This window comes from Tenacibaculum aquaeponti (assembly GCF_052084715.1).
Taxonomy (GTDB): domain Bacteria; phylum Bacteroidota; class Bacteroidia; order Flavobacteriales; family Flavobacteriaceae; genus Polaribacter.
The window spans coordinates 1,138,701-1,163,707 of the sequence record NZ_CP197288.1 but is presented as its reverse complement, the minus strand read 5'-3'; the positions used below and the strand labels follow the sequence as shown (position 1 = coordinate 1,163,707).

At 29.7% G+C, this 25,007-nt stretch carries 17 protein-coding genes; 13 read left to right on the top strand and 4 right to left on the bottom strand.

What is annotated here, in order from left to right; genetic code table 11:
- Window positions 1-99: 99 nt before the first annotated feature.
- Window positions 100-3,525, top strand: a complete 3,426-nt coding sequence (locus ACSIGC_RS05130) for a VIT domain-containing protein (RefSeq protein WP_442267085.1) — start codon at window positions 100-102, stop codon at window positions 3,523-3,525.
- A gap of 176 nt (window positions 3,526-3,701) precedes the next feature.
- Window positions 3,702-5,807 (top strand): YfbK domain-containing protein, encoded by a 2,106-nt coding sequence (locus ACSIGC_RS05125; protein WP_442267084.1) that lies wholly within the window; start codon window positions 3,702-3,704, stop codon window positions 5,805-5,807.
- Between the two features lie 32 nt (window positions 5,808-5,839).
- Here ACSIGC_RS05125 and ACSIGC_RS05120 read toward each other — a convergent pair whose 3' ends face one another.
- From ACSIGC_RS05120 to ACSIGC_RS05105, 4 genes are all read right to left on the bottom strand, one after another.
- The gene (locus ACSIGC_RS05120; protein ID WP_442267083.1) at window positions 5,840-6,598 is read right to left on the bottom strand and encodes a hypothetical protein; all 759 of its coding nucleotides are present in this window, start codon (window positions 6,596-6,598) and stop codon (window positions 5,840-5,842) included.
- A gap of 16 nt (window positions 6,599-6,614) precedes the next feature.
- Window positions 6,615-7,340, bottom strand: coding sequence for a YebC/PmpR family DNA-binding transcriptional regulator (locus ACSIGC_RS05115; protein WP_442267082.1), 726 nt, complete (start codon window positions 7,338-7,340; stop codon window positions 6,615-6,617).
- Between the two features lie 129 nt (window positions 7,341-7,469).
- A complete protein-coding gene (locus ACSIGC_RS05110; RefSeq protein WP_442267081.1) occupies window positions 7,470-9,113 on the bottom strand; it encodes an acyl-CoA carboxylase subunit beta in 1,644 nt (547 codons plus the stop codon).
- 62 nt (window positions 9,114-9,175) lie between these two features.
- On the bottom strand, window positions 9,176-10,660 hold the full coding sequence (locus tag ACSIGC_RS05105; protein WP_442267080.1) for a helix-turn-helix domain-containing protein: 1,485 nt from the start codon (window positions 10,658-10,660) through the stop codon (window positions 9,176-9,178).
- A gap of 127 nt (window positions 10,661-10,787) precedes the next feature.
- Between ACSIGC_RS05105 and aceB the strand changes: the two genes are divergently transcribed.
- From aceB to ACSIGC_RS05050, 11 genes are all read left to right on the top strand, one after another.
- Window positions 10,788-12,383 carry a malate synthase A gene (aceB, locus tag ACSIGC_RS05100; RefSeq protein WP_442267079.1) on the top strand — a complete coding sequence of 532 codons (1,596 nt, stop codon included), beginning with the start codon at window positions 10,788-10,790 and terminating at the stop codon, window positions 12,381-12,383.
- Between the two features lie 88 nt (window positions 12,384-12,471).
- Complete coding sequence (locus ACSIGC_RS05095; protein WP_442267078.1) at window positions 12,472-14,100, top strand: isocitrate lyase; 1,629 nt, start codon at window positions 12,472-12,474, stop codon at window positions 14,098-14,100.
- A 231-nt stretch (window positions 14,101-14,331) separates the two neighbouring features.
- On the top strand, window positions 14,332-15,675 hold the full coding sequence (locus ACSIGC_RS05090) for a microtubule-binding protein (RefSeq protein WP_442267077.1): 1,344 nt from the start codon (window positions 14,332-14,334) through the stop codon (window positions 15,673-15,675).
- A gap of 78 nt (window positions 15,676-15,753) precedes the next feature.
- Entirely contained in the window at window positions 15,754-16,800 is a 1,047-nt protein-coding gene (locus ACSIGC_RS05085) for a hypothetical protein (RefSeq protein ID WP_442267076.1), read from the top strand.
- A 28-nt stretch (window positions 16,801-16,828) separates the two neighbouring features.
- On the top strand, window positions 16,829-17,101 hold the full coding sequence (locus ACSIGC_RS05080; protein WP_442267075.1) for a hypothetical protein: 273 nt from the start codon (window positions 16,829-16,831) through the stop codon (window positions 17,099-17,101).
- Window positions 17,102-17,107: 6 nt separating this feature from the next.
- A complete protein-coding gene (locus tag ACSIGC_RS05075; protein WP_442267074.1) occupies window positions 17,108-19,069 on the top strand; it encodes an AAA family ATPase in 1,962 nt (653 codons plus the stop codon).
- A gap of 179 nt (window positions 19,070-19,248) precedes the next feature.
- Window positions 19,249-19,896 carry a hypothetical protein gene (locus ACSIGC_RS05070; protein ID WP_442267073.1) on the top strand — a complete coding sequence of 216 codons (648 nt, stop codon included), beginning with the start codon at window positions 19,249-19,251 and terminating at the stop codon, window positions 19,894-19,896.
- A 2-nt stretch (window positions 19,897-19,898) separates the two neighbouring features.
- Complete coding sequence (locus ACSIGC_RS05065; protein WP_442267072.1) at window positions 19,899-21,134, top strand: DUF6638 family protein; 1,236 nt, start codon at window positions 19,899-19,901, stop codon at window positions 21,132-21,134.
- Window positions 21,135-21,161: 27 nt separating this feature from the next.
- A complete protein-coding gene (locus ACSIGC_RS05060) occupies window positions 21,162-22,523 on the top strand; it encodes a hypothetical protein (protein ID WP_442267071.1) in 1,362 nt (453 codons plus the stop codon).
- Between the two features lie 79 nt (window positions 22,524-22,602).
- Entirely contained in the window at window positions 22,603-23,127 is a 525-nt protein-coding gene (locus ACSIGC_RS05055; RefSeq protein ID WP_442267070.1) for a hypothetical protein, read from the top strand.
- Between the two features lie 89 nt (window positions 23,128-23,216).
- Entirely contained in the window at window positions 23,217-24,926 is a 1,710-nt protein-coding gene (locus ACSIGC_RS05050) for a hypothetical protein (RefSeq protein ID WP_442267069.1), read from the top strand.
- Window positions 24,927-25,007 lie beyond the last annotated feature (81 nt).

Below are 25,007 nucleotides of genomic sequence, written 5' to 3'. Positions count from 1 at the left end.
TTTCTAAAAATACATTTTCACTAACCAAAAATAGGTTGTAACTCATTCATCACTTTTTTATAGTGTAAATTCTCATACATTTATCGAAAATCAAATTGTATGAAATTAAAATTTACCCTTTTTATACTTGCACTTACTTTCATGAGTCAGCTTAATGCTCAGGAAGTTCCTGTGATAAAAATAGATGAAAAAGAAATCTCTGTAAAGAAATTGAAAATAGAAACTTCAATTATTGGAGATATAGCGTTTACTACTTATGATATGTCTTTTTATAACCCGAATGATAGAGTTTTAGAAGGAGAGTTATTGTTCCCTTTAGGAGAAAATCAGTCTGTAATTCGATATGCTTTAGATATTAATGGGAGTTTAAGAGAAGCAGTTATTGTAGAAAAAGAAAAAGCAAGAGTTGCTTTTGAAAGTACGATACGACAAAAAATAGATCCAGCCTTATTAGAGAAAACAAAAGGAAATAACTACAAAAGTAGAATTTATCCAATTCCGGCTAAAGGTTATAAAAGAATTGTAATAGGCGTTCAGCAACAATTGATTTTAAACAATAAGAATTATTACTATGAACTTCCTTTTCAGTTTAAAAATAAAATGGAGGAATATACTTTAGATATCAAGGTTTTAAATCAAAAAGGAAACCCTAAAGTTAAAAAAGGATTATTATCAAGTTTTAAATATAATACTGAAAAAGACGAGTTTCAAAGTAAATATCATGGAAAAAGTATTAAAGTGAAAGAACCAGTATTGGTTAAAATTCCTTTGAATACTTCAAAAGAAAAAGTAATTGTAACAAATGAATATTTTTACTGCGCTAAGGTTTTAGAAAATGTATCAACAAATAATAAGTTAGAAAACAGCATTACTATTTTTTGGGATACATCTTTATCTCAAGAAAGCAAAAAGCTAGATGCTGAATTAGAATTATTAGAAACGTATTTTCAAAAAGTAAAAAATGTATCAGTAAAATTAGTCAAGTTTAATCTGAAGAAACATACCGAATTAACATATTCAGTTTCGAATGGAGTTTGGAAATCATTAAAAGAAGAATTAAAAGCAACTGCTTTTGATGGAGGAACGTCTTTTGATTTTTTAAAGTCATACCAAGACAGTAATAACTTACATATCTTTTTTACCAACGGATTAAATACGTTAGATGAAAGTAAAATAAATTTTAATAAAAAGACATTTGTAGTCAATAGTCTACGAAGTGCAGATCATAATGTATTAAAGTATTCAGCTGTAAAATCAGGTGGAGATTATATCAATTTAAAGAATGAATCTATAAAAAAAGCATTTCAAAAGTTTCAACAGAATAAATTACAATTTTTAGGAACTGATTTAAATGAAAATATAGAGACTTACCCAGAGATAGGTAGTAGAATAGGAACAAACTTCGCCTTATTAGGAAAAGGATTTAGAAAAAAAGATATTATAAATGTCTATTTAGGAAAAGGAAAAGACACTTTAAAAATATTACGTTTTAAGCTAAAGAAAAGCAAGAGAAAAAATAATTACATCTCTAAAATTTGGGCACAAAAAAAACTTGATTATTTAAGTGTGCAAAAAGAAGAAAATAGAAGAGCTATAGTAAAACTAAGTAAAGAGTATCAAATTATAAGTCCATTTACCTCTCTGCTAGTTTTAGACAGAATAGAGGATTATGTAACTCATGAAATTACACCACCCAATGAATTACTTGAAGAATACAATAAGTTATTAAGCATAAAAGTAAATGATAAAAAAGAAAGAATTGCGCGTTTACAAAATGATTTATTCGATGATTATGATGAAATTTTAGAATGGTATAGCAAAGACTATAAAGAAATACCAAGAAATGATGTAGCTCTAAAATTTGTAGCACAAACAGATATGACTGTGAATGCTACGGTAGAAAGAGTTGAAACAAACAACACAACTGTTGAAAGTGATCGAAATAATACTTCAAACGAAGAGAATTCTCAAACAAATCAAGCTAATGTAAGAACAGGAGAAGGTGAGACATTTTTAGTAAAAGGAACAGTAAGTGATGAAACAGCGCCTTTACCAGGAGTACAAGTTTATATAAAAGGAACTAGAACAGGAACAGAAACAGATTTTGATGGGAATTTTTCTATTTCAGTTCAAACAGGAGATGTGTTAGTATATAGTTTTGTAGGAATGAAAACAGAAGAAAGAGTAATAGCAAATAGTTCTGTTCATAATATAAGGTTAGAAGAAGACAACGTATTAGAGGAAGTAGTGGTTATTGCATATGGGATAGAAAGACAAAACACGCATTCAGCAAGTGTTTCTGCTGTTTTGAAAGGAGAAGTCTCAGGAATAAATGTACAAGAAAATGAAAATTCAAATATATCAATCAGAGGTGTAAGTTCAATTTCATCAAGTACAAAACCATTGTATGTTGTTAATGGAAAATTAGTAGCTGGAAACCCGAAATTAAGTCCAAGTGAAATTGCTTCGATGTATGTGATTAAAGATGAAGATGGACAAAAAATTTATGGAAATAGAGCGGCTAATGGAGTGATTGTTATTACAACACATGAGGCTAAAAGTGAAGATGAAAAAAATATAGAAGCTTTTGAAGCTATGGTAGAAGGTAAAATAGAATTAAAAGGTTGGAATCCTGATACACCATATTTAAAAGAGCTTAAAAAAATCCAGAATAATGATGAAGCTTATAGTAAGTATTTAGAGTTACAAATTAATTATAGTAATGCTCCATCTTTTTATATAGATGTAGCAGACTTCTTCAAAGAAAGAAATCAAGAAGAAAAAGCGATTCAAGTATTGTCTAATGTAGCAGAAATAGAATTAGATAATTATGAGTTACTACGATCATTAGCTTATAAATTTGAAGAGTATAAAATGTATAGTTCAGCTATTCATATGTATAAACAGATTGTAGAGTTAAGGCCAGAAGATATTCAGTCATATCGTGATTTAGCTTTAGTTTACGAAGATATAGGAGAATATCAAAAAGCTATAGATCTATTATATCAAATTGTAAATGGTGAGTTTGTTGATAAAGATGAAGATAGAAGATATGAAGGGATTGAAACTGTAGCGTTATTTGAATTGAATAAAATTAGAAGAAAGTATAAAGAGAAACTTAAAACCAATCATTTCGATAAAAGATTCGTAAAAGATGTAGCCTTAGATTTAGTTGTTACTATAGATTGGAATCATAATGATACAGATATCGATTTATGGGTTACAGATCCAAATGGTGAAAAATGTTCGTATAAACATAGGAAAACTAAAATAGGAGGTTACATAACCAATGATATGTTAGAAGGTTTCGGTCCTGAAGCTTTTATGCTTAAAAAAGTGATAAAAGGAAAGTATACTTTTGAAGTTGATTATTATTCAAGTTCTGAACAAAAAATATCAGGTCCCACTACTTTAAAAGTAACAATATATAAGAACTACGGAAAAGTAAATGAGGTAAAAGAAGTGAAAGTTATTCGTTTAAGTAATAAAGATGATGAAATTGAAATTGGAAACATAACTTTCTAATTTTAGTGTTTAGTTAGTTGAAGAAAAGGTCAGTATTACATAGCTACTGGCCTTTTTATTTTTTATAAAATCTAAAAAATAAAAATCTGTTTACTCATTCAAATAAGCATTTCGCTAATTCTATGTTTTAAAAACTCATAACTATAAATAGCTTTGATGCTATAAATTTTGTAGTTATGAAAAAAATAATTCAATTACTTGTTTTAATACTATACATTCCTTGTTCATTCGCGCAAGAGAAAACAATCACAGGTGTAGTATCCGATGAACAGAATAATGTACTGCCTTTTGTAAATGTTTTAATAAAAAACACGAAGAAAGGAACTACGACAGACATTAATGGAAAGTATGTTATAAAAGCATCTAAAGGAGATATTTTGGTTTTTTCACTAATAGGATTTAAAAAAGAAGAAAGAAAGGTGAAAACTTCTTCCGTAATTTCTGTTTCTATGAAAGCTGAAAAAGTTGAATTAGAAGAAATTGTTATAATAAACGAAGTAATTGAAGCTGTAGAAGATGATGCAGAAGAGTCAGTTCAATATAATAAAGTGATTCCAGCGCCTAAAAAAGAAAAAACTAAAAGAGGAAGAGTAAGGCGAAATAACATGTCTGCAAATTTATATTACAGAGGTTTTATTTCTTCACCAACTAAAGAGTTAAAAATTAGAGGGACTTCTAGTTTAGAAGGTACAAAAGATCCTCTTTTCATAATTGATGGAATTCCTGTTAAAAAGAATTTAAATAAGACACTTCAGAATATTGATCCAGAAAAAATAAAAAGTGTTAATGTTATAAAACCTAAAAATGCAACAGCTATATATGGAACTTCAGGTAGAAATGGTTGTGTAATTATAACAACCAAAAAAGGAGATTATCAAATAGAAAATGAAGAAAGTTATAAAGAGATAAACGAGAATCATTTTGAAAGGGTAACATTATCTCCTTTATCTACATTTTCAATTGATGTAGATAAAGCATCGTATAGTAATATTAGAAGAATGATTAATAAAGGAAATTCAATTCCTGCAGATGCTGTTAAAATAGAAGAAATGATTAATTATTTCGAATATCAATATCCGCAACCAAAAGATAAACATCCATTTTCAATTACTACAGAGGTTACTAATACACCATGGAATGATGTTACAAAATTAGTTCGTATAGGTTTGCAAGGGAAAAAATATGAGCAAGATGAATTACCAGCTTCTAATCTTACTTTTTTAATAGATGTTTCTGGCTCTATGCGAGGATTTAATAAATTGCCATTATTAAAAAAAGCATTTAAATTATTAGTAAATCAATTACGAGCGAAAGATAAAGTTTCCATAGTTGTTTATGCAGGAGCGGCTGGAGTTGTGTTAGAGCCTACATCAGGAAATAATAAAGAAAAGATTTTAAAAGCATTAAATAACCTTAGAGCTGGAGGTTCAACAGCAGGAGGAGAGGGAATTAATTTAGCATACAAACTTGCAGAGAAAAACTTTAAGAGAAATGGAAATAATAGAGTGATTCTAGCAACTGATGGAGATTTTAATGTTGGTGCATCATCAGATAAAGCAATGAAAACATTAATAGAAGAGAAAAGAAAATCAGGAGTATTTTTATCGGTTTTAGGTTTTGGTTATGGAAATTATAAAGACAGTAAGTTGGAAACTTTAGCAGATAAAGGAAATGGAAATCATGCTTATATAGATACGATGCAAGAAGCTCAAAAAGTGTTTGGAAAAGAATTTGGAGGTACTTTGTATACAATTGCTAAAGATGTAAAGATTCAGGTTGAATTTAATCCTAAAAAAGTTCAAGCATATCGTTTAATAGGTTATGAAAATAGATTGTTAAATGACGAAGACTTCGTAGATGATACTAAAGATGCAGGTGAATTAGGAAGTAATCATAGTGTAACAGCTTTGTATGAAGTTATTCCTGTTGATGTAAATAGCGAATATTTAAAAACAATTCCAGATTTAAAGTATACAAAAGCTATAGTGAATGATTATAATGATGAGTTGTTAACGGTAAAGTTTAGATATAAAAAACCAAAAGGAGAAAAAAGTATAGAGTTAATAAAAACGGTAAAAGATAAAACTACTGTAGCTACAGATGATATGAACTTTACATCAGCAGTTGCTTTATTCGGAATGCATTTAAGAGGTTCTAAATATAAAGGAGATTCGAAAATAGAAGATGTTATTCAACTTGCTAAGAAAGGAAAAGGTAAGGATGAAGAAGGTTTTAGGGGTGAATTTGTTCGATTGGTTAAAGCTCATATAAGTGCCAATTAACAAAGAAAAACACCGCATTAAGCGGTGTTTTTTTAATATTGATAATTTACTTCTTTTCTACTGTTGTTGTTGTTTAAAAAGGTAATGTTAACGGGTTGGTTAAAATCATTTTTTTCAACATGAACCAGTGTTTCATCATCTCTATATCTTATGAATTGAGGAGAATTCTGTATTCTTTTATATGCAATAGCTGTGTGGTTGTAAAAAGGATTTTTAATGTCTGAATATAAGTATTTCATTGTTCTCGACAATCTAACTGTTCCATCAGGATAATGTATGGTGAAAGTTCGCTCAATTAATTGATCTTGATCATCATACTCAAATCTGTAAGTGACGTTGTTTCTTTTAGATTCAACAACTAAATCTCTTGTATTATATGTATAAAACTGATCTACTTGTTCATTATTATCATAAGTTGAAGTTGTTGAGGTAACTAGATTACCTTCATAGTTATAATCTATTTGTTCAATATTATTAATATTTTCTCTTTTTAAAACATAATTGTAAGTATCATAATCACTATTATTATCTTTTAAATTGATACGAATTGTGTATTCTGAACTTCTTTCAGGATTTTGAAAATCATCTACTTTAATGTTTATTTTACTAACCATATTATTAGAGTTGTAAAAATAATCAGAAACTTTTCTAGAGATTAATACATCATTGCTGTCATAACTTGTAGATATAACTCTATTTACTAGAGGGGTTCTGTCGATATTTCCATTTTCAGATGGCCCGCAAGCAGATAGAATTATAAGGCAAATGGCTAAGTATAAAAACTTTTTCATAGTGTGTAATATATAATTATTGAATTTCCATGCTGTGATACACTTGGTTTACATCATCATCTTCTTCCAAGCGTTCTAATAATTTTTCTACATCTTCTTGTTGTTCTGTGGTAAGTTGAGTAGTTGTAGTTGGGATTCTTTCAAACTCAGAAGAAACAATTTCAATGTTATTTTCTTCTAAATATCCTTGAATAGCACCAAATTGTCCAAATGGAGCATATAGCATTACGCTATTATCTTCTTCGTCAGTAAAAACTTCTTCAACTTCAAAATCGATCATTTCCATTTCAAATTCTTCAAGATCCATACCTAAAGATTCTTCTTTTACTTTAAAGTTTACTACATGATCAAACATAAAAACAACTGATCCTGAAGTTCCTAAGTTACCATTATACTTATTAAAAGCAGCTCTTACATTGGCAACAGTTCTGTTATTGTTGTTTGTAGCTGTTTCAACTATAATAGCAATACCGTGAGGTGCATACCCTTCAAATAAAACCTCCTTATAGTTTGCAGTATCTTTGTCTGAGGCTTTTTTTATAGCACGTGCTACATTGTCTTTAGGCATATTAGCTGCCTTTGCATTTTGAATAACAACACGTAAACGAGAATTGGTTTCTGGATTAGGTCCACCTTCTTTAACAGCCATTACGATATCTTTACCAATTCTAGTAAAAGTTTTCGCCATTGCTGACCAACGTTTCATTTTTCGTGCTTTTCTAAATTCAAATGCTCTTCCCATTTTTTACTATGATTAATTTAATGTTAGCAAATGTAAAAAAATCAAAGTATTTATAAAAAATAAACACCATTAACAATTAATGGTGTTTAATTAAATTTTTATGTCTTGGTGATTATAATTTAAGTAAACTTACACCTGAATTACACCTAAGTTAAAAGGTTTTTCAATTGGAGCATGATTAGCTGCTTCTATTCCCATTGAAACCCATTTTCTTGTGTCTAATGGGTTAATAACTCCATCTGTCCAAATTCTTGCTGCTGCATAATATGGAGAGATTTGCTCGTCGTATCTAGATTTTATTTTATTGAATAATTCTGCTTCTTTTTCTTTTGTGATTTCTTCACCTTTTTTCTTTAAAGCAGCTGTTTCTATTTGTAATAAAACTTTTGCAGCTGAAGCTCCACTCATCACAGCTAACTCAGCACTTGGCCAAGCTGCAATTAATCTTGGATCGTAAGCTTTTCCACACATGGCATAGTTTCCAGCACCATAAGAGTTTCCTATTACAATAGTAAATTTAGGAACTACCGAATTACTTACAGCATTTACCATTTTTGCTCCGTCTTTAATAATTCCTCCATGTTCAGATTTACTTCCTACCATAAATCCAGTTACATCTTGTAAGAAAACTAAAGGAATTTTCTTTTGATTACAGTTGGCTATAAAACGAGTAGCTTTATCCGCAGAATCAGAGTAAATAACTCCTCCAAATTGCATTTCACTAGGTTTAGTTTTAGCGCCTTTTGACTTTACAATCTTTCGTTGATTCGCTACAATTCCAACAGCCCAACCATCAATTCTTGCGTAACCCGTAATTATCGTTTGTCCGTAACCAGCTTTATATTCATCAAATTCAGAATCATCAACTAAACGTTCAATAATTTCCATCATATCATATTGTTCATGACGAGCTTTTGGTAAAATTCCGAAGATTTCATTTTCATCTTTTGCAGGTGCTTTGCTTTCAATTCTATTGTATCCAGCTTTGTCAAAGTCACCGATTTTGTCCATCACATTTTTGATCCTATCTAAAGCATCTTTATCATCTTTAGCTTTATAATCAGTAACTCCAGAAATCTCACAATGCGTAGTTGCTCCACCTAAAGTTTCGTTATCAATAGCTTCACCAATAGCGGCTTTCACTAAATAACTTCCTGCTAAGAAAATACTTCCTGTTTTATCTACGATTAAAGCTTCATCACTCATAATTGGTAAATAAGCGCCACCAGCAACACAGCTTCCCATAACTGCAGCAATTTGAGTAATTCCCATGCTACTCATTACGGCATTATTTCTAAAAATTCTTCCGAAATGTTCTTTGTCTGGAAAAATCTCATCTTGCATTGGTAAATACACACCAGCAGAATCCACTAAGTAAATAATTGGTAATCTATTTTCTATTGCAATTTCTTGAGCTCTTAAATTTTTCTTCCCTGTAATAGGGAACCAAGCTCCTGCCTTTACAGTCGCATCGTTTGCTACAACGATACATTGTTTACCTTTTACATAACCAATTTTGATAACTACACCTCCAGAAGGACATCCACCGTGTTCGGTATACATACCTTCTCCAGCAAAAGCACCGATTTCTATGCTGTCTGTATCGTTGTCTAATAAATATTCAATTCGTTCACGGGCAGTTAACTTTCCTTTTTCGTGGTGTTTTTGAATTCTTTTTTCACCACCACCTAATTTAACTTTAGCTAATCGTTGTCTTAAATCCGATGCTAATAGTTTATTATGATCTTCGTTTTTATTGAAGTTAATATCCATAAAGTAGTTTGTTTGTTTTGTGATTGCTAAAATAACAAAATCAATGCAGATTTTTTTAGCTCTTAAGTATAGGATTTTATAATATTATTAACTGTATTCTCTATTTCTTTGTATCGTGCTCTTTTCTCTAAAATCCATGGTTCAGATACGCGTTCTTCACAGTTTTTTACAGAACAAGATTCACAGGTGACACCTACCAATTGTTTCTCAAAAGTGTCTTCTTTTAAAAAGTTTACTTTTCTTTTTAAATGTGGAGATAGAAGCATGCCTATACTGATACTTCTATATATATCTTTTTTGAAAGGGTCTTTATTTGCTGATGATAGCACTAAGTATTCGTTGTTTGAATTTTGATATGAAGAAATTTGAATTCCTGATGCTGATTTTTTTTGATCAGAAGCAATAAAATTTTGTATTGTTTTTAATGAAACCCATCTTCTACAATAGTGCTCTTGATTTCTATTTGCGTGTGGCGATTGTTGTTGTGTGATATGTAACTCTTTGCTTAATCGATATTTTGGTGCATCTTTTTTATAAGTGAATCGTAAAAAGAACAGGTTTTTAATGTTAAAAGCTTTTGGTAAAATATTAGTTAAACGCTGATAAAAAGTCTCGTCTGAACAATTATAACTTTTAATGATTTTATGTAGTCGTAGCGGATTCCAATCTTCTTTATCGAATAGTTCTTTCAACTGCTGGATTAATTTTTTCTTTGGAATAATTAATGCTCCAGCGAAATAAGAAGCAATAAAATTATTTAAAACCTGATCGAAACTTTCAAACTTTATCCAAGGAAAAGTATACAAACGATCTTCTATTTTTAAAAAGTTGTAGGCAATTTCTTTGGCAAGAATAAAAGTTTTTTGAGCTTCAGAAATTTCATTAGTTAATAAAAGTGTATTCTTTTTTGGGATATATATATTTCGTAAATCTGTTAAGTTTTTATGTTTAGATAATTCTTCGGTATCTATTTTATAATTGAATTCTTCTTTTAAAACTTCTTCTAAATCTGCAGAAGTAATTTCTTTAGTTAAATCTATATGATACGACTTTGCAAACTTTTCAACATTATCTTCAATGTCTTCAAAATAATTGTTGTGTGCTTCCTGGTAAGAACGTAAAGATGCTAAGAAGAAACTTTCTCGAGTTAAATTATAATTCTGTGATATTTTAATTATTGTACTAATAAAAGCATTCACTTTAGCAGGAGCATTAGCAACAATATCTATCAAGTTATTTTCTTGAATACCGAATAAGTCTAACGGAATTTCCTTTAGAATTTTAGATTGTAAAATTTCTCCAATAGGAGCTAGGTTTTTATCAAGCTTTAAAGAAACCAAATGATCATAAGGAACTTCTAAACTATCCGAAAGAATTGCAATCTTATCTGTTTTAGGATATTTTTTTCCTTTCTCTATTTCATTTAAATACGATTTAGATAAACCAGTAAGTTTAGCCAAGCCAAATAATGAAAGGTTTTTCTCTGTTCGTATTTGCTTCAGTTTTAGCCCAAAAATTAGGCGAATATATTCGTCTTCTATGATCATAAAATCAAATGTAAAGAATAAAGCGAACTTATAAAAATTAATTTTTTTTAAAATTTAGCGAACGTTCGCTTGTGGAGACCGAAAATATTTTATATCATTGTGGTGTAGTTTTTTAAAAAGAAGAAAAATGGAAACAAAAGCAATGTTAAATGAGATTCAATTCAAGGGATTTGAAGAACAGTCTTATCAATCAATTTTAACTCCAGAAGCTAAAGTTTTTTTAGTCGAGTTACACAATAGGTTTAATGCTAAAAGATTGGAGTTGCTAAAGGAAAGAGTCAAGATGCAAGTGTATTTTGATGAAGGGAATTTTCCTTCGTTTCCAGAAGAAACAGTTTCAATAAGAAATTCAGATTGGGTTTGTAAACCTTTGCCTCAAGATTTATTAGATAGAAGGGTTGAGATTACAGGTCCGGTTGATAGAAAAATGATGATTAATGCTTTAAATTCTGGTGCTAAAACTTTTATGGCAGATTTTGAAGATAGTAATGCTCCAACAATTTCTAATATACTAAATGGTCAACAAAATTTATTTGACGCAAATACGAAAACGATTTCGTTTTACAATGAAAAGAAAGATAAAACGTATCAGTTGAATGAAGAAACAGCTTTATTATTGGTAAGACCAAGAGGTTTACATTTAAATGAAAGACATTTTGTAGTGGATGGAGAAGAAATGTCGGGTTCTTTAGTAGATTTCGGATTGTACTTCTTTCATAATATTAAAGTATTACAAGAACAAGGTTCAGCAACATATTTTTATTTACCAAAATTAGAACATTACTTAGAAGCTCGTTGGTGGAATGAAGTATTTGTTTTTGCGCAAGATTATTTAGGTATTGCTCAAGATACTATTAAAGCTACAGTTCTTGTTGAAACAATTACAGCAAGTTTTCAATTAGATGAAATTATATACGAATTAAAAGATCATATGGCTGGGCTTAATTGTGGTCGATGGGATTACATCTTCTCTTATATAAAGAAGTTTAGAAATCATGAAGGGTTTTTAGTTCCAGATCGTGCTCAGGTAACAATGAGCTCGCCATTTATGAAAGCATATTCTCAACGCGTAGTTCAACGTTGTCATGTAAGAAGAGTTCATGCAATGGGTGGAATGGCAGCGCAAATTCCTGTTAAAAATAATGAGGAAGCAAACAAAGCAGCTTATGCAAAAGTAGAACGTGATAAACTTCAAGAAGTAAAAAATGGTCACGATGGAACTTGGGTTGCTCATCCAGCTTTAGTTAAAGTAGCAATGGATGTTTTTAATGAGCACATGCCAACTCCAAATCAAGTTGATAACAAACGTGAAGATTTAGTGGTTACAGAAGAGGAGTTAGTGGAATTGCCAACAGGAACTGTAACTGAAAAAGGAATTCGTGAAAATATCAATGTGGGTATTTTATATATCGAAAGTTGGTTGTCAGGAAATGGAGCAGCAGCATTATATAACTTAATGGAAGATGCAGCAACGGCAGAAATTTCTAGAACACAAATCTGGCAATGGCTACACAAAGGAGTTCGATTAGAAGATGAAAGAATTTTTGATATAGAAATGTACAATGAGTTTAAAGCTCAAGAGATAGAAAAAATTAAAGAATTAGTTGGTGAAGCAGCTTTTGAGTCTAGAAGATTTGAATTAGCGATTCAATTGTTTGATGACTTAGTGTTATCTGAAGACTTTGAAGAGTTTTTAACCTTACCAGCGTATCAATACATATAATTAAAAATAAAAAAAGCCCTAAAAATGCGGCAACATTTAAAGGGCGAGTCATTAATAAATAAAATAACTCAATAGCGGATACAATATTATGAAAAATTTAGCACAAGGAAGTTATAGTTCAGCTTTAGAAACTGTAAGAACTTTAAAGGAAAAATTCGGGAATTCATGGAGTGCTATTAGTCCTGAAAATGCAGCAAGAATGGCAACTCAAAATCGTTTTAAAACTGGTTTAGATATTGCTAAGTACACTGCTTCTATCATGAGAGAAGATATGGAAGCTTATGATGCTGATCCTGCTAATTACACACAATCGTTAGGGTGCTGGCATGGATTTGTAGCTCAGCAAAAAATGATTTCAGTAAAGAAACATTACAAAACTACAAGTAAAAGATATTTATACTTATCTGGTTGGATGGTCGCTGCATTACGTTCTGAATTCGGACCGTTACCTGATCAGTCAATGCACGAAAAAACAGCTGTACCTGGATTAATCGAAGAGATTTATGATTTCTTACGTCAGGCAGATGCAATCGAATTAAACGATTTATTCAGAAGATTAGAAGCTGGAGAAGATGTACAAAATCAAATCGATAATTTTGAAACTCATGTAGTGCCAATTATTGCTGATATTGATGCTGGTTTCGGAAACGAAGAAGCTACTTACTTATTAGCTAAGAAAATGATTCAGGCTGGTGCATGTGCTATTCAGATCGAAAACCAAGTTTCTGACGCAAAACAATGTGGTCACCAAGATGGAAAAGTAACTGTACCTCATGAAGATTTCGTAGCGAAATTAAATGCTGTTCGTTATGCGTTTTTAGAATTAGGAGTTGAAGATGGAGTTATCGTAGCAAGAACAGATTCTGAAGGAGCTGGTTTAACTCAAAAATTACCAGTAAGTCAAGAGCCAGGAGATTTAGCTTCTCAATATTTAGATTTCGTAGAATGTGAAGAGGTTTCTATCGATGAGGTTTCTAACAACGAAGTATTATTAAAAAGAGATGGAAAATTAGTTCGTCCTGTAAGATTAGCGAACGGATTATATAAGTTCAGAGAAGGAACTAACATTGATAGAGTTGTTTTAGATTGTATTACAAGTTTACAAAATGGAGCAGATTTATTATGGATTGAAACTCCAACTCCACATGTAGGTCAGATTGCTGCAATGGTAAATAGAGTTAGAGAAGTAATTCCAAATGCAAAATTAGTATATAACAATTCACCTTCATTTAACTGGACATTAAACTTCCGTACGCAAGTTTACGATGCTATGGTTGAAGCTGGAGAAGATGTTTCTGCTTACGATAGAGCTAATTTAATGGATGTGGCTTATGATGGAACAGAGTTGTCTAATCGTGCAGATGAAAAAATTAGAACTTTCCAACAAGATAGTTCTAGAGAAGCTGGAATCTTCCATCATTTAATTACGTTGCCAACATATCATACAACCGCTTTACATATGAATGATTTAACTGAAGGTTACTTCGGTGAAGAAGGAATGTTAGCATATGTAAAAGGAGTACAAAGACAAGAAATTAGAAAAGGAGTTTCTTGTGTGAAGCACCAAAGAATGGCAGGTTCTGATTTAGGTGACGACCATAAAACATTCTTCTCAGGAGATAATGCGCTTAAAGCAGGAGGAGAAAAGAATACATCAAATCAATTTGAAGTGAAAAGTACTGAAGCAGTTTTGGAAGAAACTTCAGTAAATATTTAAAATTAATACTGAAACTTTTTGTGAGTTTTAGAGAGTTGTTTGTTTACATAAATTTCTAGTTTGAAGTGAAAAGCTGCCTGATTTCTAGGTGGCTTTTCTTTTTTAAATAATTTATTGTAACATTTTAGGTAAAAAGGATACTTATAATTGTTGAATATTTATTTTTTGAAATAATATTTTTTAACGAAATTGCTAACTTTAAAAATTGTACAACTAAAAAACTTACACGAAATGTCTGATGATTTTGATTTACTAGAAACAAATTCTAATGAGAGAACTGAAAAAGTAGATGTGAACTGGGGTAAGGCTATAGATACTATGAAATCTAAGCTTGCTCAAGAAGACGATCCACAAACACGTCAAAAAATATTAAATGCAACATTAGATGATGTTGTGAATATGGCGGAAAAAGATAGAACTACTTTATTAGATGCGATTAAGGATTTAACAGATTATCAAGACGAAGTAGGTATTATTTTTGAAAAATTTTCTTCATTAAATGCAGAAGAACAAAAAATTATAGATGATGCTCAAAAAGCATTAGAAAGAGCTAGAATTGAATTAGAAGATGCTCAAAATAAACCAGATACTTGGTGGAATAACCTTTGGGGAAGAAAGAGTAAAATTCAAAAAGCTGAAGAAGCTTTGAAGCAGGCTGAGAAAACTAGAAGTAGCGCAGATAATAAAGCTAAAGCTAAGTTTCAAGAACGTATTGAAAGTGCAGATGTTCAAACATTATTAAGTGAATTATCATATAAATCTCAAGCGGCAGTTACACGTTTGAAAAATCGTGAAATTGAAATCAAAGAGGTTGAAGAAAAATTACAAACAGCGATAGTAGAAGCTTCTAAAAACCATACAAAAGCTTTAGAGAAGAAAAAAGAAGTAGAAGCTCAGTTAGAAGAGCAGTATGCTTTATTAAAACAAGCGCGTCAAGAATTAGAAGAGATTGCAGATAAACAATCAACTGAATATTCTGAAGCTATTGGTAAAGTAACATCTTTAGAGCAAAAAGTAGAAGAATTAGAAGGGTTAAAAAGTGCTTATACTACTTTAGCAGCAAGTAAAGATAGTTTTGTGCACAAGCATAACTTAACAATTAAAGTATTAACATCTTTACGCAGTAATTTACAAACTCATAGAGCAAAATTAAAATCAGATACTGAAGAGCGTTTAAAATATTATGATGGTTATATCGTAGCTTTAAAGGCAAGAACAGATCAAGAGTTTGCTGCTATTTTAGAGCATTTAGGTGTAAAAACAGATGAGCATATTGGTGAAACTTTAGCAGCTATGCATACAGCAAGTGCTAAAGCTCGTCAAGAAATGATGGATAATATTCCGGTACATGAAAAAGTAATGCAAGGTGTATATAGTTCTTATGCAGAAGCATTACAAGAAATTAGAGAGAAAGATTCTGAGATTCAAAAGAACTTTGCAGATCGTTACGGAATTGACATGAAAGAATTATTTGAAGATTATTATAAAGCTGACGGAACTGCTCCAACTGGAGGAGGAGATGAGCCTTCAAATGATCCAGAACCAGAAACAAGTGATGACGATTTATTATCGTAACATATATATAAGCGGTAATCTTTTACCGCTTTTTTTATCAAAATTTTTATAAGATTTTTTAGAAATATATAATAAAATATGATTGTAACTCCTTTAGATTCTGCAACACTAGATTCGAAAGAACAATATGTTTTTTACCATAAAATGTTGGACTTTATTCTAAAAGAATTATTGGTGAATATTCAGAGGCAGAATTTATGTAGTCATCAAGAATTAACCATATTTAAACAATATTCAGATTTATTCTTGTATTCCATTGAAGCCATGCGTATTAAATATATGTATGATGAAGAAGAGAATATGAAAATAGATCTTACAGAATCTGGTTTTCCTAATTATTTAGAATTTAGGTATCTCTACAATGATTTAGATTTAAGAAATGAATACATTAGTAAACTTGAGAATGTAGATGATATTAAAGAAGAATTTTTAGATACACTATTGCGTAAAAAAGAGCCAATTAAAAGAAGAAGATTGTTTCAAGCTGCATCTATAGTGTATTATAATTCTGTTAATCCAAAGTATATTTTTAAGAAGTTTGTACAGGGAAAGGTAATTAATGCACCAGAAAATAGTCCTGCTAAATATATTACTAGTTGGAGTTTTTATGATGTTTCTGACAATAGACCTTATATCTGTTTTATGTATTTTGATTATGGAGGAAGAAAATCTAACGACTTTAAAGAGCCTTTATATAAAGTATTAAAAGAAACTGCAGATAGAAAAATGGCGTTAGATATGATGGCGCATAATATCGATAGAAAACTTGGTGATATTCATCCGAAATATATCAAGCGATTAGATTTAGGTCCACTTCATAATGTGTTTGCTAAAGATGAAAATAAGATAACACATGCAATATTAGAAGGAATTGCTAAAAAACAGATTCCATTAGAATCGTACGCTTTATCATTTAAAACTGATGAGGTTTTTTCTGGTAGTACATTTACTGAAGGCGGTTTTTTCTCAAAACAAACCTATCAAAAATGGAATGAAGTTGATCGTAGAAAATACGTCTTTGCACCACACAGAATCATTCAATTATTACATAGTAAAACACCAGAGGTCTTAAATAAGTTGGCAAAAGAACCGATTCAAACTTCAGATTTAAAAATAAGTATGTAATTATAATCTACTTGAAAAAGATTTAAAAATGAATAAAGAAGATCTTACAGATAAACCTACTGAAGAATTAGGTTCTCTTTTAAAAAATAGAAAAATGACTTATAAAATTCAATTAGGTCTTTTAATAATCTCTTATATAGGTTTTGGTTATGTCTATTTCTATTTAAAAGGAAATGTGTTTTTACCCTTGTTTGTAATTACTATGCTATACATTTCAATGATTTACAAAGATTCCAAAAATATAAAGGAAATAAAGAAAGAATTAAATTCTAGAGAAAAAGAAAATAAAATAATCAACTAAAGAAAAATGGAACACAACTCAACTTTCCCTATAAAACAAAATGAATTAGATGTGCTTCGCGATGAAGCAAGTGGATATTTAAAAAGTATTCAATGGGAACAAAGTCAACGAGCAAAAAATAAAGATAAAGATGCTAAAGATGAATCAATTTTATTGTTTTTATCTAAGGCAAAAGGAGGAAGTGGAAGTTCAGAAATTACATCTGTTTCTAAAACTATATTAGCATTAAAGAAAAGATTATTGCCAGATTCAATTGCTATTCCTGTGTATTTAAATCAAACTTTATTTGCAGTTCAAGAAGGATTAACTTTAGGAATTTGGATTAAAGATAGTTTTACAGATGCATCAGGTTTATCAAGTTTATCTGAAAGAAAATCTGCATTAGATGCAAATGGAAGAAGAGAGTTTGAAAGTAAAATGCAAACCGCTACAGCTTTTCAGTTATTTGCTACATCATATAAAATACTGCACGACTTAAAAGAACACGCTTCAGATGATTTGTCTGTGATGAAGCAGAAGTTTGCTGGAATTCCAGAGGTGTCTTTTTTAACACCATTAAAAGGAATTTCATGTTGTTTGTTTTATTATGAAAAATATTTATCACATCCAGACATCATTAAGTCAGATAAAGATGTAATAGATTTCACTGTTGTGTATTTTGAAGCTTTAATTGATGAAATCAATTTAAGAAAAAGTAGTTTAGAATATACAGAAACGATTACGGATAGAACCTATAAATTAGAAAATTCAGACTTTGCAGTTTCAGGATGGGAAAATACATTTAGCGAAACAGCAAAGAGTGTTGAGTTTAATAAAATTCAGTTTGAGCAAATCGTAGGAAATAAAGATGCAAAGCATTTTGCACGTCGTTTAACAGAACGTATGTTAAGTTACGATTTTGATGCTCAGAAAAATCCATTTCAAGAGTTGGGTGGTTTTATGCCTGTATTTATGGGATACGGAATTCCTGGTACCGGAAAAAGTATGTTAATTGCAGCAATTGCTACTCGATTAAAAGAACATTCAGATAATTTAGAAATTCCATTTCTATTCCATCCAATGCCAGATACACTGATTTCTACTTTTCAAGGAGGGTCAGCAGAGAAAATGGTAGAATGGATGAAACCAATGCAAGATCCAACGAAATTAATTTTTGCACCTATTGATGATGCTGAAAATAATTTACAAGAGCGAACTGCACAAGGTGTTTCAGCTGGTGTAAAAGAAGTTATCGGGGTTTTCTTACGTTACACAGAAGGAGCTTATGCAGTAAATTACGGGAATAGTTCAATCGGATTGTTTACGAATTTACCAGAAATGTTAGATAAAGCTGTAATTTCTCGTGTACAAGGTCGATTTAAAATTGATGGTGCAAGAACAGAAAATGATTTTTTAGATCAAGATCATATTTGGTGGAGAAAATTCGAGAAAACAATGCCAGAGTTTGTAAACATGACTGATCCTTCTGGTTATGAATATTTGAGAGATCAAGGATTTGTAAAAACTATGGGAGATGTTTTAAATAGTATAGAAAAACCTACAGAGGAGCGTGTTCATGAGGTTTATGATCGTGTTGAAAAACAGTATGGTACAAATCAACATATGTTTTTTGCAAGTTTATATAAAGAAATTCAAAAAGTATTTCCATTTTTCTCTTCAAGAGATGTAAGAAATATACAATCAGCAATTTCATTACGTTTAACAGATTTTGATTTAGAACAAGATTGGTTCGATAATCCAGAAGTATATTTTAGAAAGGATTATGAAACGAAATTCAATATGTTAAAAGAGTTAATGAAAACGAATATGAAAGGTTTAGATTTTTCTGAAATTAGACGTCAAGAAGTGGTACGTTATTTAGACAATGTGGCAACTATTGCAGATACTGACTTCAAGAGAAAAGTAGATGCTCGTATTAGTCAGATGAATATTGAACTGGAAGCTAGAGAACAGTTTGAAAGAAGCTAATTTTTTTAGATGATATTATTATTAGAACTATTTATAGGATTTGTAAGAACTGTTTTTATTGAAGTTGTTTTTGAGATTATTATTTATGGTTTTTTTAAATTGATTTATAAAATACTAAAAAGAATTAAAGCTTTTTTAATTAATTTATATAATAGAACATTGAAAGTAAAAGATAAAAAATGAAGGAAGTTTTAAAAAGACATTATTTACCAGCATTTTTTCTTGTTTTACCTTTAGTAGTAATTCCATCTAGTATTAGTTTATTTAATAACTATAATCCTAATGAAGTTGCACCTTTTGTAATAATGTTATTTTTTGTAACAATTTTTTTTACGTTTATAATTGGCTTGATAAGTTACAAATACGGAGATAGATTAAAAAATAAAAATTCTAAGATTTTATTAAAAAAAAAGGTTTTTCAAGAATTTATATTTAAAAACAAATTTAGTAATAATCAAACTTTTATAGAAGGGAATTATAAAGGTTATCATATTATAATTTTCCCTGTGAAAGATCATCCACAGCAATGGGTTGAAATACAAATAGTGTTTAATCCTAAACAAAAAAATAGCTTCATTCCAGGCTATGTTTTTGAAAGATTGAACCAAATAAATAGAAAAGAATATACATGGAATAGTAATATGTTAACAATTAAAAAGTATAAACGATTGCACTTTCCAAATTACGAGAAAATTAAAACAGCGATTGATAGTGCCGTACAACTTCTAATTGAAAGTAATATAGAGGCTATTACTATTAAAAAATGGAATGAATTAATTGAAGAAACTCAGAAACATTATCATCAAGTTTCAAGTTTAAATATTTAATAATGCAGAAATTAAAAGAAGCAGATTTATATAAAGGAGAATTAATTCCTATTAGTGGTAAATTAGTAGAACGTTATAATAAGTGTTTAATAAAATTAGGTTTTACAGCTACTAAACTAGAATCTTTTTTTATTGATGGAATAGGGTGGAGTCCTGAAGTTGCTGAAGAAAAAGGAGAAATTCATTACTTAAACAATGGAGAAGCCAACCCTCATTGTATTATTATTACACCGCTTCAAAAAGGATTACCAGTGTATAATCCATTTCATTCATTCGATAGAGAGTTAATGAAATATGTTTTTAAAACACATCAAGCGAATATAGAAAACATAACTAGAGATTCGGCAATTTGTGTTGATTTTGACCAAAAAATAGATGTGTTTTATGAACCTTTAGACGTATTGAAATATAAAGATATTATCATACGTTTTCATCTGGTAGATAATTTAGATAAAGCACAAAAAGAACAATTAGAATTAATCGAGTTGTTTAATAAAGATAATAATTTTGTAGATGAAGAAATTCATCAAAAACTATTAAACTCTGCAAATACCTATGGCGATTTAAGAGAAAGAATTATTGATATTAAAGATATTACATTTAATGTAGATTCGTTTTTTACAGAAGCATTTGGAGGAATCTTCGTAATTAAAAGTTTTTTATCTCCAATTTTAGTATTTCAAGATATTGATGCTTATAAAGAAGCAATTAAAGATACAAGTCACGACGTATTAATGTATCATATTGGTCACAATGAGTTGATTGAAAAATTACAATCACATTTAATTATTGAATTCGATCTTAATTCTGAAATTACCAAAAGAAGACACGAACGAGTGAAAAAGTTTTTACTTTCTAAACATCTAGAAAATACAACTCACGAAATAAAAGATATTTTAGAAGATCCAATGTTATTTAAAAGTTACTTAAATAAGATAGATATTAGTGCTCGAAAAAAAGTAATGAGTGTGGATCGATATTTAGAGAAAAAAAATACAGGAACTTTTGTGAAGATTAAAGATATTGTAGATGAGGAAGTTTACATAGCTTTACATAGTCCACATTCTTCATTAAAACCTAATGAACAGGATTTAATTTGGAAATTATTAGTAAGTATTTCTCCAAAAGATATTTTATTTTTATACTGGTACGATAAAGAAGAATTTTACAAACGATATAAAAACTGGAGTGATTCAATGAAAGATTGGGTTATACATACAATTAAAAATAATATTTAATTCAAGAAAAGAAAAAGCAAAATTGGTATGGGATTATTTGATTTTTTAAACAATAAAAAAAACGATTCATCGAAAAAAGAATCAAAAGAAAATAAGGTTGAGAAAAGTGATTTTTTTCTTTCAATGCAAAAGTATAGCGAGTATATAAAGTTATTTATGAATATGCAACTTCAAGGAAACTACGCGCCCATATCTGCTTATGAAAATAATGATGGAGAAATTGTAGGTTTCTTATATACTGTTGGAGATGATAGCTCTTATGTATTGTCTGCTGATATGGCAATACTAAAAATGGAAGAACGTTTTGAACAGTTGTTAAAACAAAACAAAATTGTTTCATATACCATTTTTTATCATTCTCAATTTAACAACGATAAGAATCATAAAATAGCAAATATAGACGAAGAGTTAAAAGCAATTTCTATCACATACAACTTTAGTAATCATCATAAAGGAACAATTGGCTTACCTTATGTTTTTGATAAGGATAAAATTAATTATGGAGAATTTGTAGAATTTACTTCAAATGAGAATAATGATATTTTAAAGGCGAATCTATTTGAAGGTAAAAATTATTTTGAAGATAAAATAGAAATCACAGCACCAAGTTTTGAAAATGAATCAGGAATAATTGTTAAAAAAGCAAATACATTAAGTTTAAGTAATACATGGGGAGGTGTTTTTGGTTTTGAAACATATAGAACAGAAGAAGGAAGTAAAATATTACATGAATATTTCGCTTTTGCATTAACCAAAGAACCTAAATTAAAAAGAGATAATTTATCAATATCTGAAGTAGAATTTGATGATGTTAATTTTAAAGCAATAACTCATCAAGGTGAACCTAAAACGATTTTACCAGTAGTAAAAACAGAATATCAATTAGATTTTGAAACAAAAGAAATTGTTGAATGGGAAAATATAGATAATCTTGAAGCTATTGTTTCAGGAAGAGGTAGAGATACTTTTGGACTATGGTATTTCGCTACAGATTATGCAGAAAACAGAGCAATATATTTAACTCAAAAGAAGCTCAATATTAATTTAAGTGGAATTGTGTTCGTCCTAGATATTCATAATAATGATACTTCAAACAGTGAAGTAAAATATAGTAAAGATTTTACGATGTATATGCCTAGTAATGATCTACCAAACTATGGGTGTTTCGATTTTATAGGAGAATTAGAGAGTTTTAAAGAGAGTTATCTCTTGAATGATAAAAGTAGTAAAGGCTATTTATTGAATGTTAGGTTAATTACAAATCATGATGTGAAAGACTTTTTTACTATTGATATGTACGTGGCAAAAGAAAATATGCGATTCTCTGAATTACATGTAGGAATGAAACTAACAGGAATGTTTCAATTACAAGGAAGCATTGCATCATAAAAACAAATAATTAACTAAGTTTGATGATAAGAGTTTTTTAAATAATAACTTATTTCAAACACTAAACTTGTAACAGCATATGCTAACACTAGAAATTATACTTTTTGTAGCTGCAATTTTATTCGGAATTGTATGGTATTGGAAAGAATCAAAAGGAAATGGAATTTATCGATTTTTTAATAAATTAATGAATTCAAAAGAATTACAAATGAAAGCAACTGAAACAAAAGGATTTGTTTATAGACAGCCTTTTTTACTGCGTTTAGTGTTTGTTTCTGTACTTTTCCTAATAGGAATTCTAGTAGTAAGATTTTTAATACCAATTGACATTGCTACAATATCTGCTTTTGCTTCTATGATTGTTGGAACTTTAATAGGAACTTATGTTGCAGGTGGAGTATTTAAATCAGCTGAAGTGATAGATGAACATTCAGATTCGTTAGAAGATTTAGTTCAAAATACTATAGAAAAAGGAAAAGATTTTATCGAAGATTTAAAGTCAGACTCTAAAGAAGAAGTTAAAGAAGAGGTAAAAAAAGAAGAAGAACCTAAAGAAGAAAAGAAAAGCGCTAGAGAGCGTTTAAAAGACAAAGGTTATTTATAATTTAAACAGAATAAGTTTAAAATTTAGTACTACATAATATAATTTGAGATCGACTTCAATCGAAATCAAAATCAAATACATCTAACAAAATGATCAAAAGATATTGGAATAAAGGAAGCAAACAAAAGTTCGTTGTCATATTTTGGACTTTAGTTATTTTATTAGCTTTATTTATATTAAGAGACGATTTTCAGCCAGCTTTACTTTTTCTTAGGAAATATATTTTTATAATTCTATTATCATTTACTGTATTGTTTTTAGGAATCAGAAAATTCCGAAGAACAGCAGGAGCTGGAGGTAGAATAGTTTCTTTATTCGGAATGATTGTGTTTTTTGGAATATTATATTTCGTTGGATGGCAATACAAAATGTACGATTATATTAAAACATATAATGTATTCAACGATTTAAATAAATATGAAATCAGTGAATTACCTTTAACTCAGAATGAACGTATACAGCCTTTAATGAATATTTTTTCTATGGCAAATGAGTCTGTAGGAGAAACAAAAGATGTATCATTACCTCATTTAGTTCGTATAGATTCTGTAAATAAATGGACGATGGCAATTCAGCCTACAGAGAAATACGCTTGGCAAGGAATGACGGATAACACTGAAGAAGTTTTTGCAGTATCTAGTACAACACCTTTTCCAAGGTTTTCTAGTGAAAACAGAATTCCAGTTACTTTTTCAATTGGTGAATCTTTAAAATTTAGTAGAAACACATACAATGCTGTTGTTCAACGTTTCAATATTTTTCAGTTATTCACGATGGAACCAAGTGATACCTATTATATGAAAAACGATAAAGGAGCTTGGGTTCAAGTAGTAAGTTTAATAAAATGGAAAGGTTTCTTTTTTCCATATCCTACTTTTGGTGGTGTAATGATTATTGATAATGGAGCACATGATTTTAATGATTATGTAGAACGTATTTTCTTTGGAAAAGGAACTTTTATAGCACCAAAAGACATGAAGAAATATCCATTTTTAACACGTCAAAACACTTTAGCAGAAAAAGTTTCTCGTTTACAAGCAGAATCTTTAAAATTTTTAGGCGGATTTAGCGATCCTTTACCATGGAATATGAAAACAGCAGTTAAAATTCCAGATTTAGAAGATGATCAAAATCAACAACCATTTGTAACAGATTTTGATTTTTCTGATACTAGTTTAGATGCGTATAGTGGATTATATCATTGGTTTGGATTAGAACCTGTTGGTGATGAGCGAACAAGTTTAAGTTTTAGTGTGTTCATTCCTGCCGATGGAACAGATAAATTATATTACTACGATCATGCAGCAAAAAAACAAGGATATGCAGGAGTTTCAGCAATGCCTTTAAAAGTTATTGAGTCGAGAAAAGAGTTTGATTGGTCTGTAAATAAACCTGTGGAATTTAGACCATATATTAAAAATATTGCAGGAAGAAAGCGTATGTTTTTCTTAGGAACAATTTCTGCAATTCGTGATAAATCTAGTAATTTTGATGGTTCAGCAACTCCAGATTTAGCGTTAATTGATAGTGAATACAGAGATGTAGTTTGGATTGATGCTAAACACCCAAGTAAATGGGACGAAAATGTTTTCGAACAATTAGGAGAAGCATGGAAAGAGAGTGAAACATCTAACGATTATTTTAAGATTAACTCAGCACTTTTCGAAAAAGAAAAGTCAGTAGTATTAGACTCTATGAGTACAAAACTAAATGAATTAGAAAATAAACTACAAATACAAAAATTACAAAAGCAAATTGATTCTATAAAAGCTTTAGGAAAAGAATCGAAAACGGAGTAATAAACTTTTTGTTTATAGTGTATTTAATTTCTCCTATAAAAAAATAAAATAGCGAGTTAAAGGTGTAGAATACATACAATA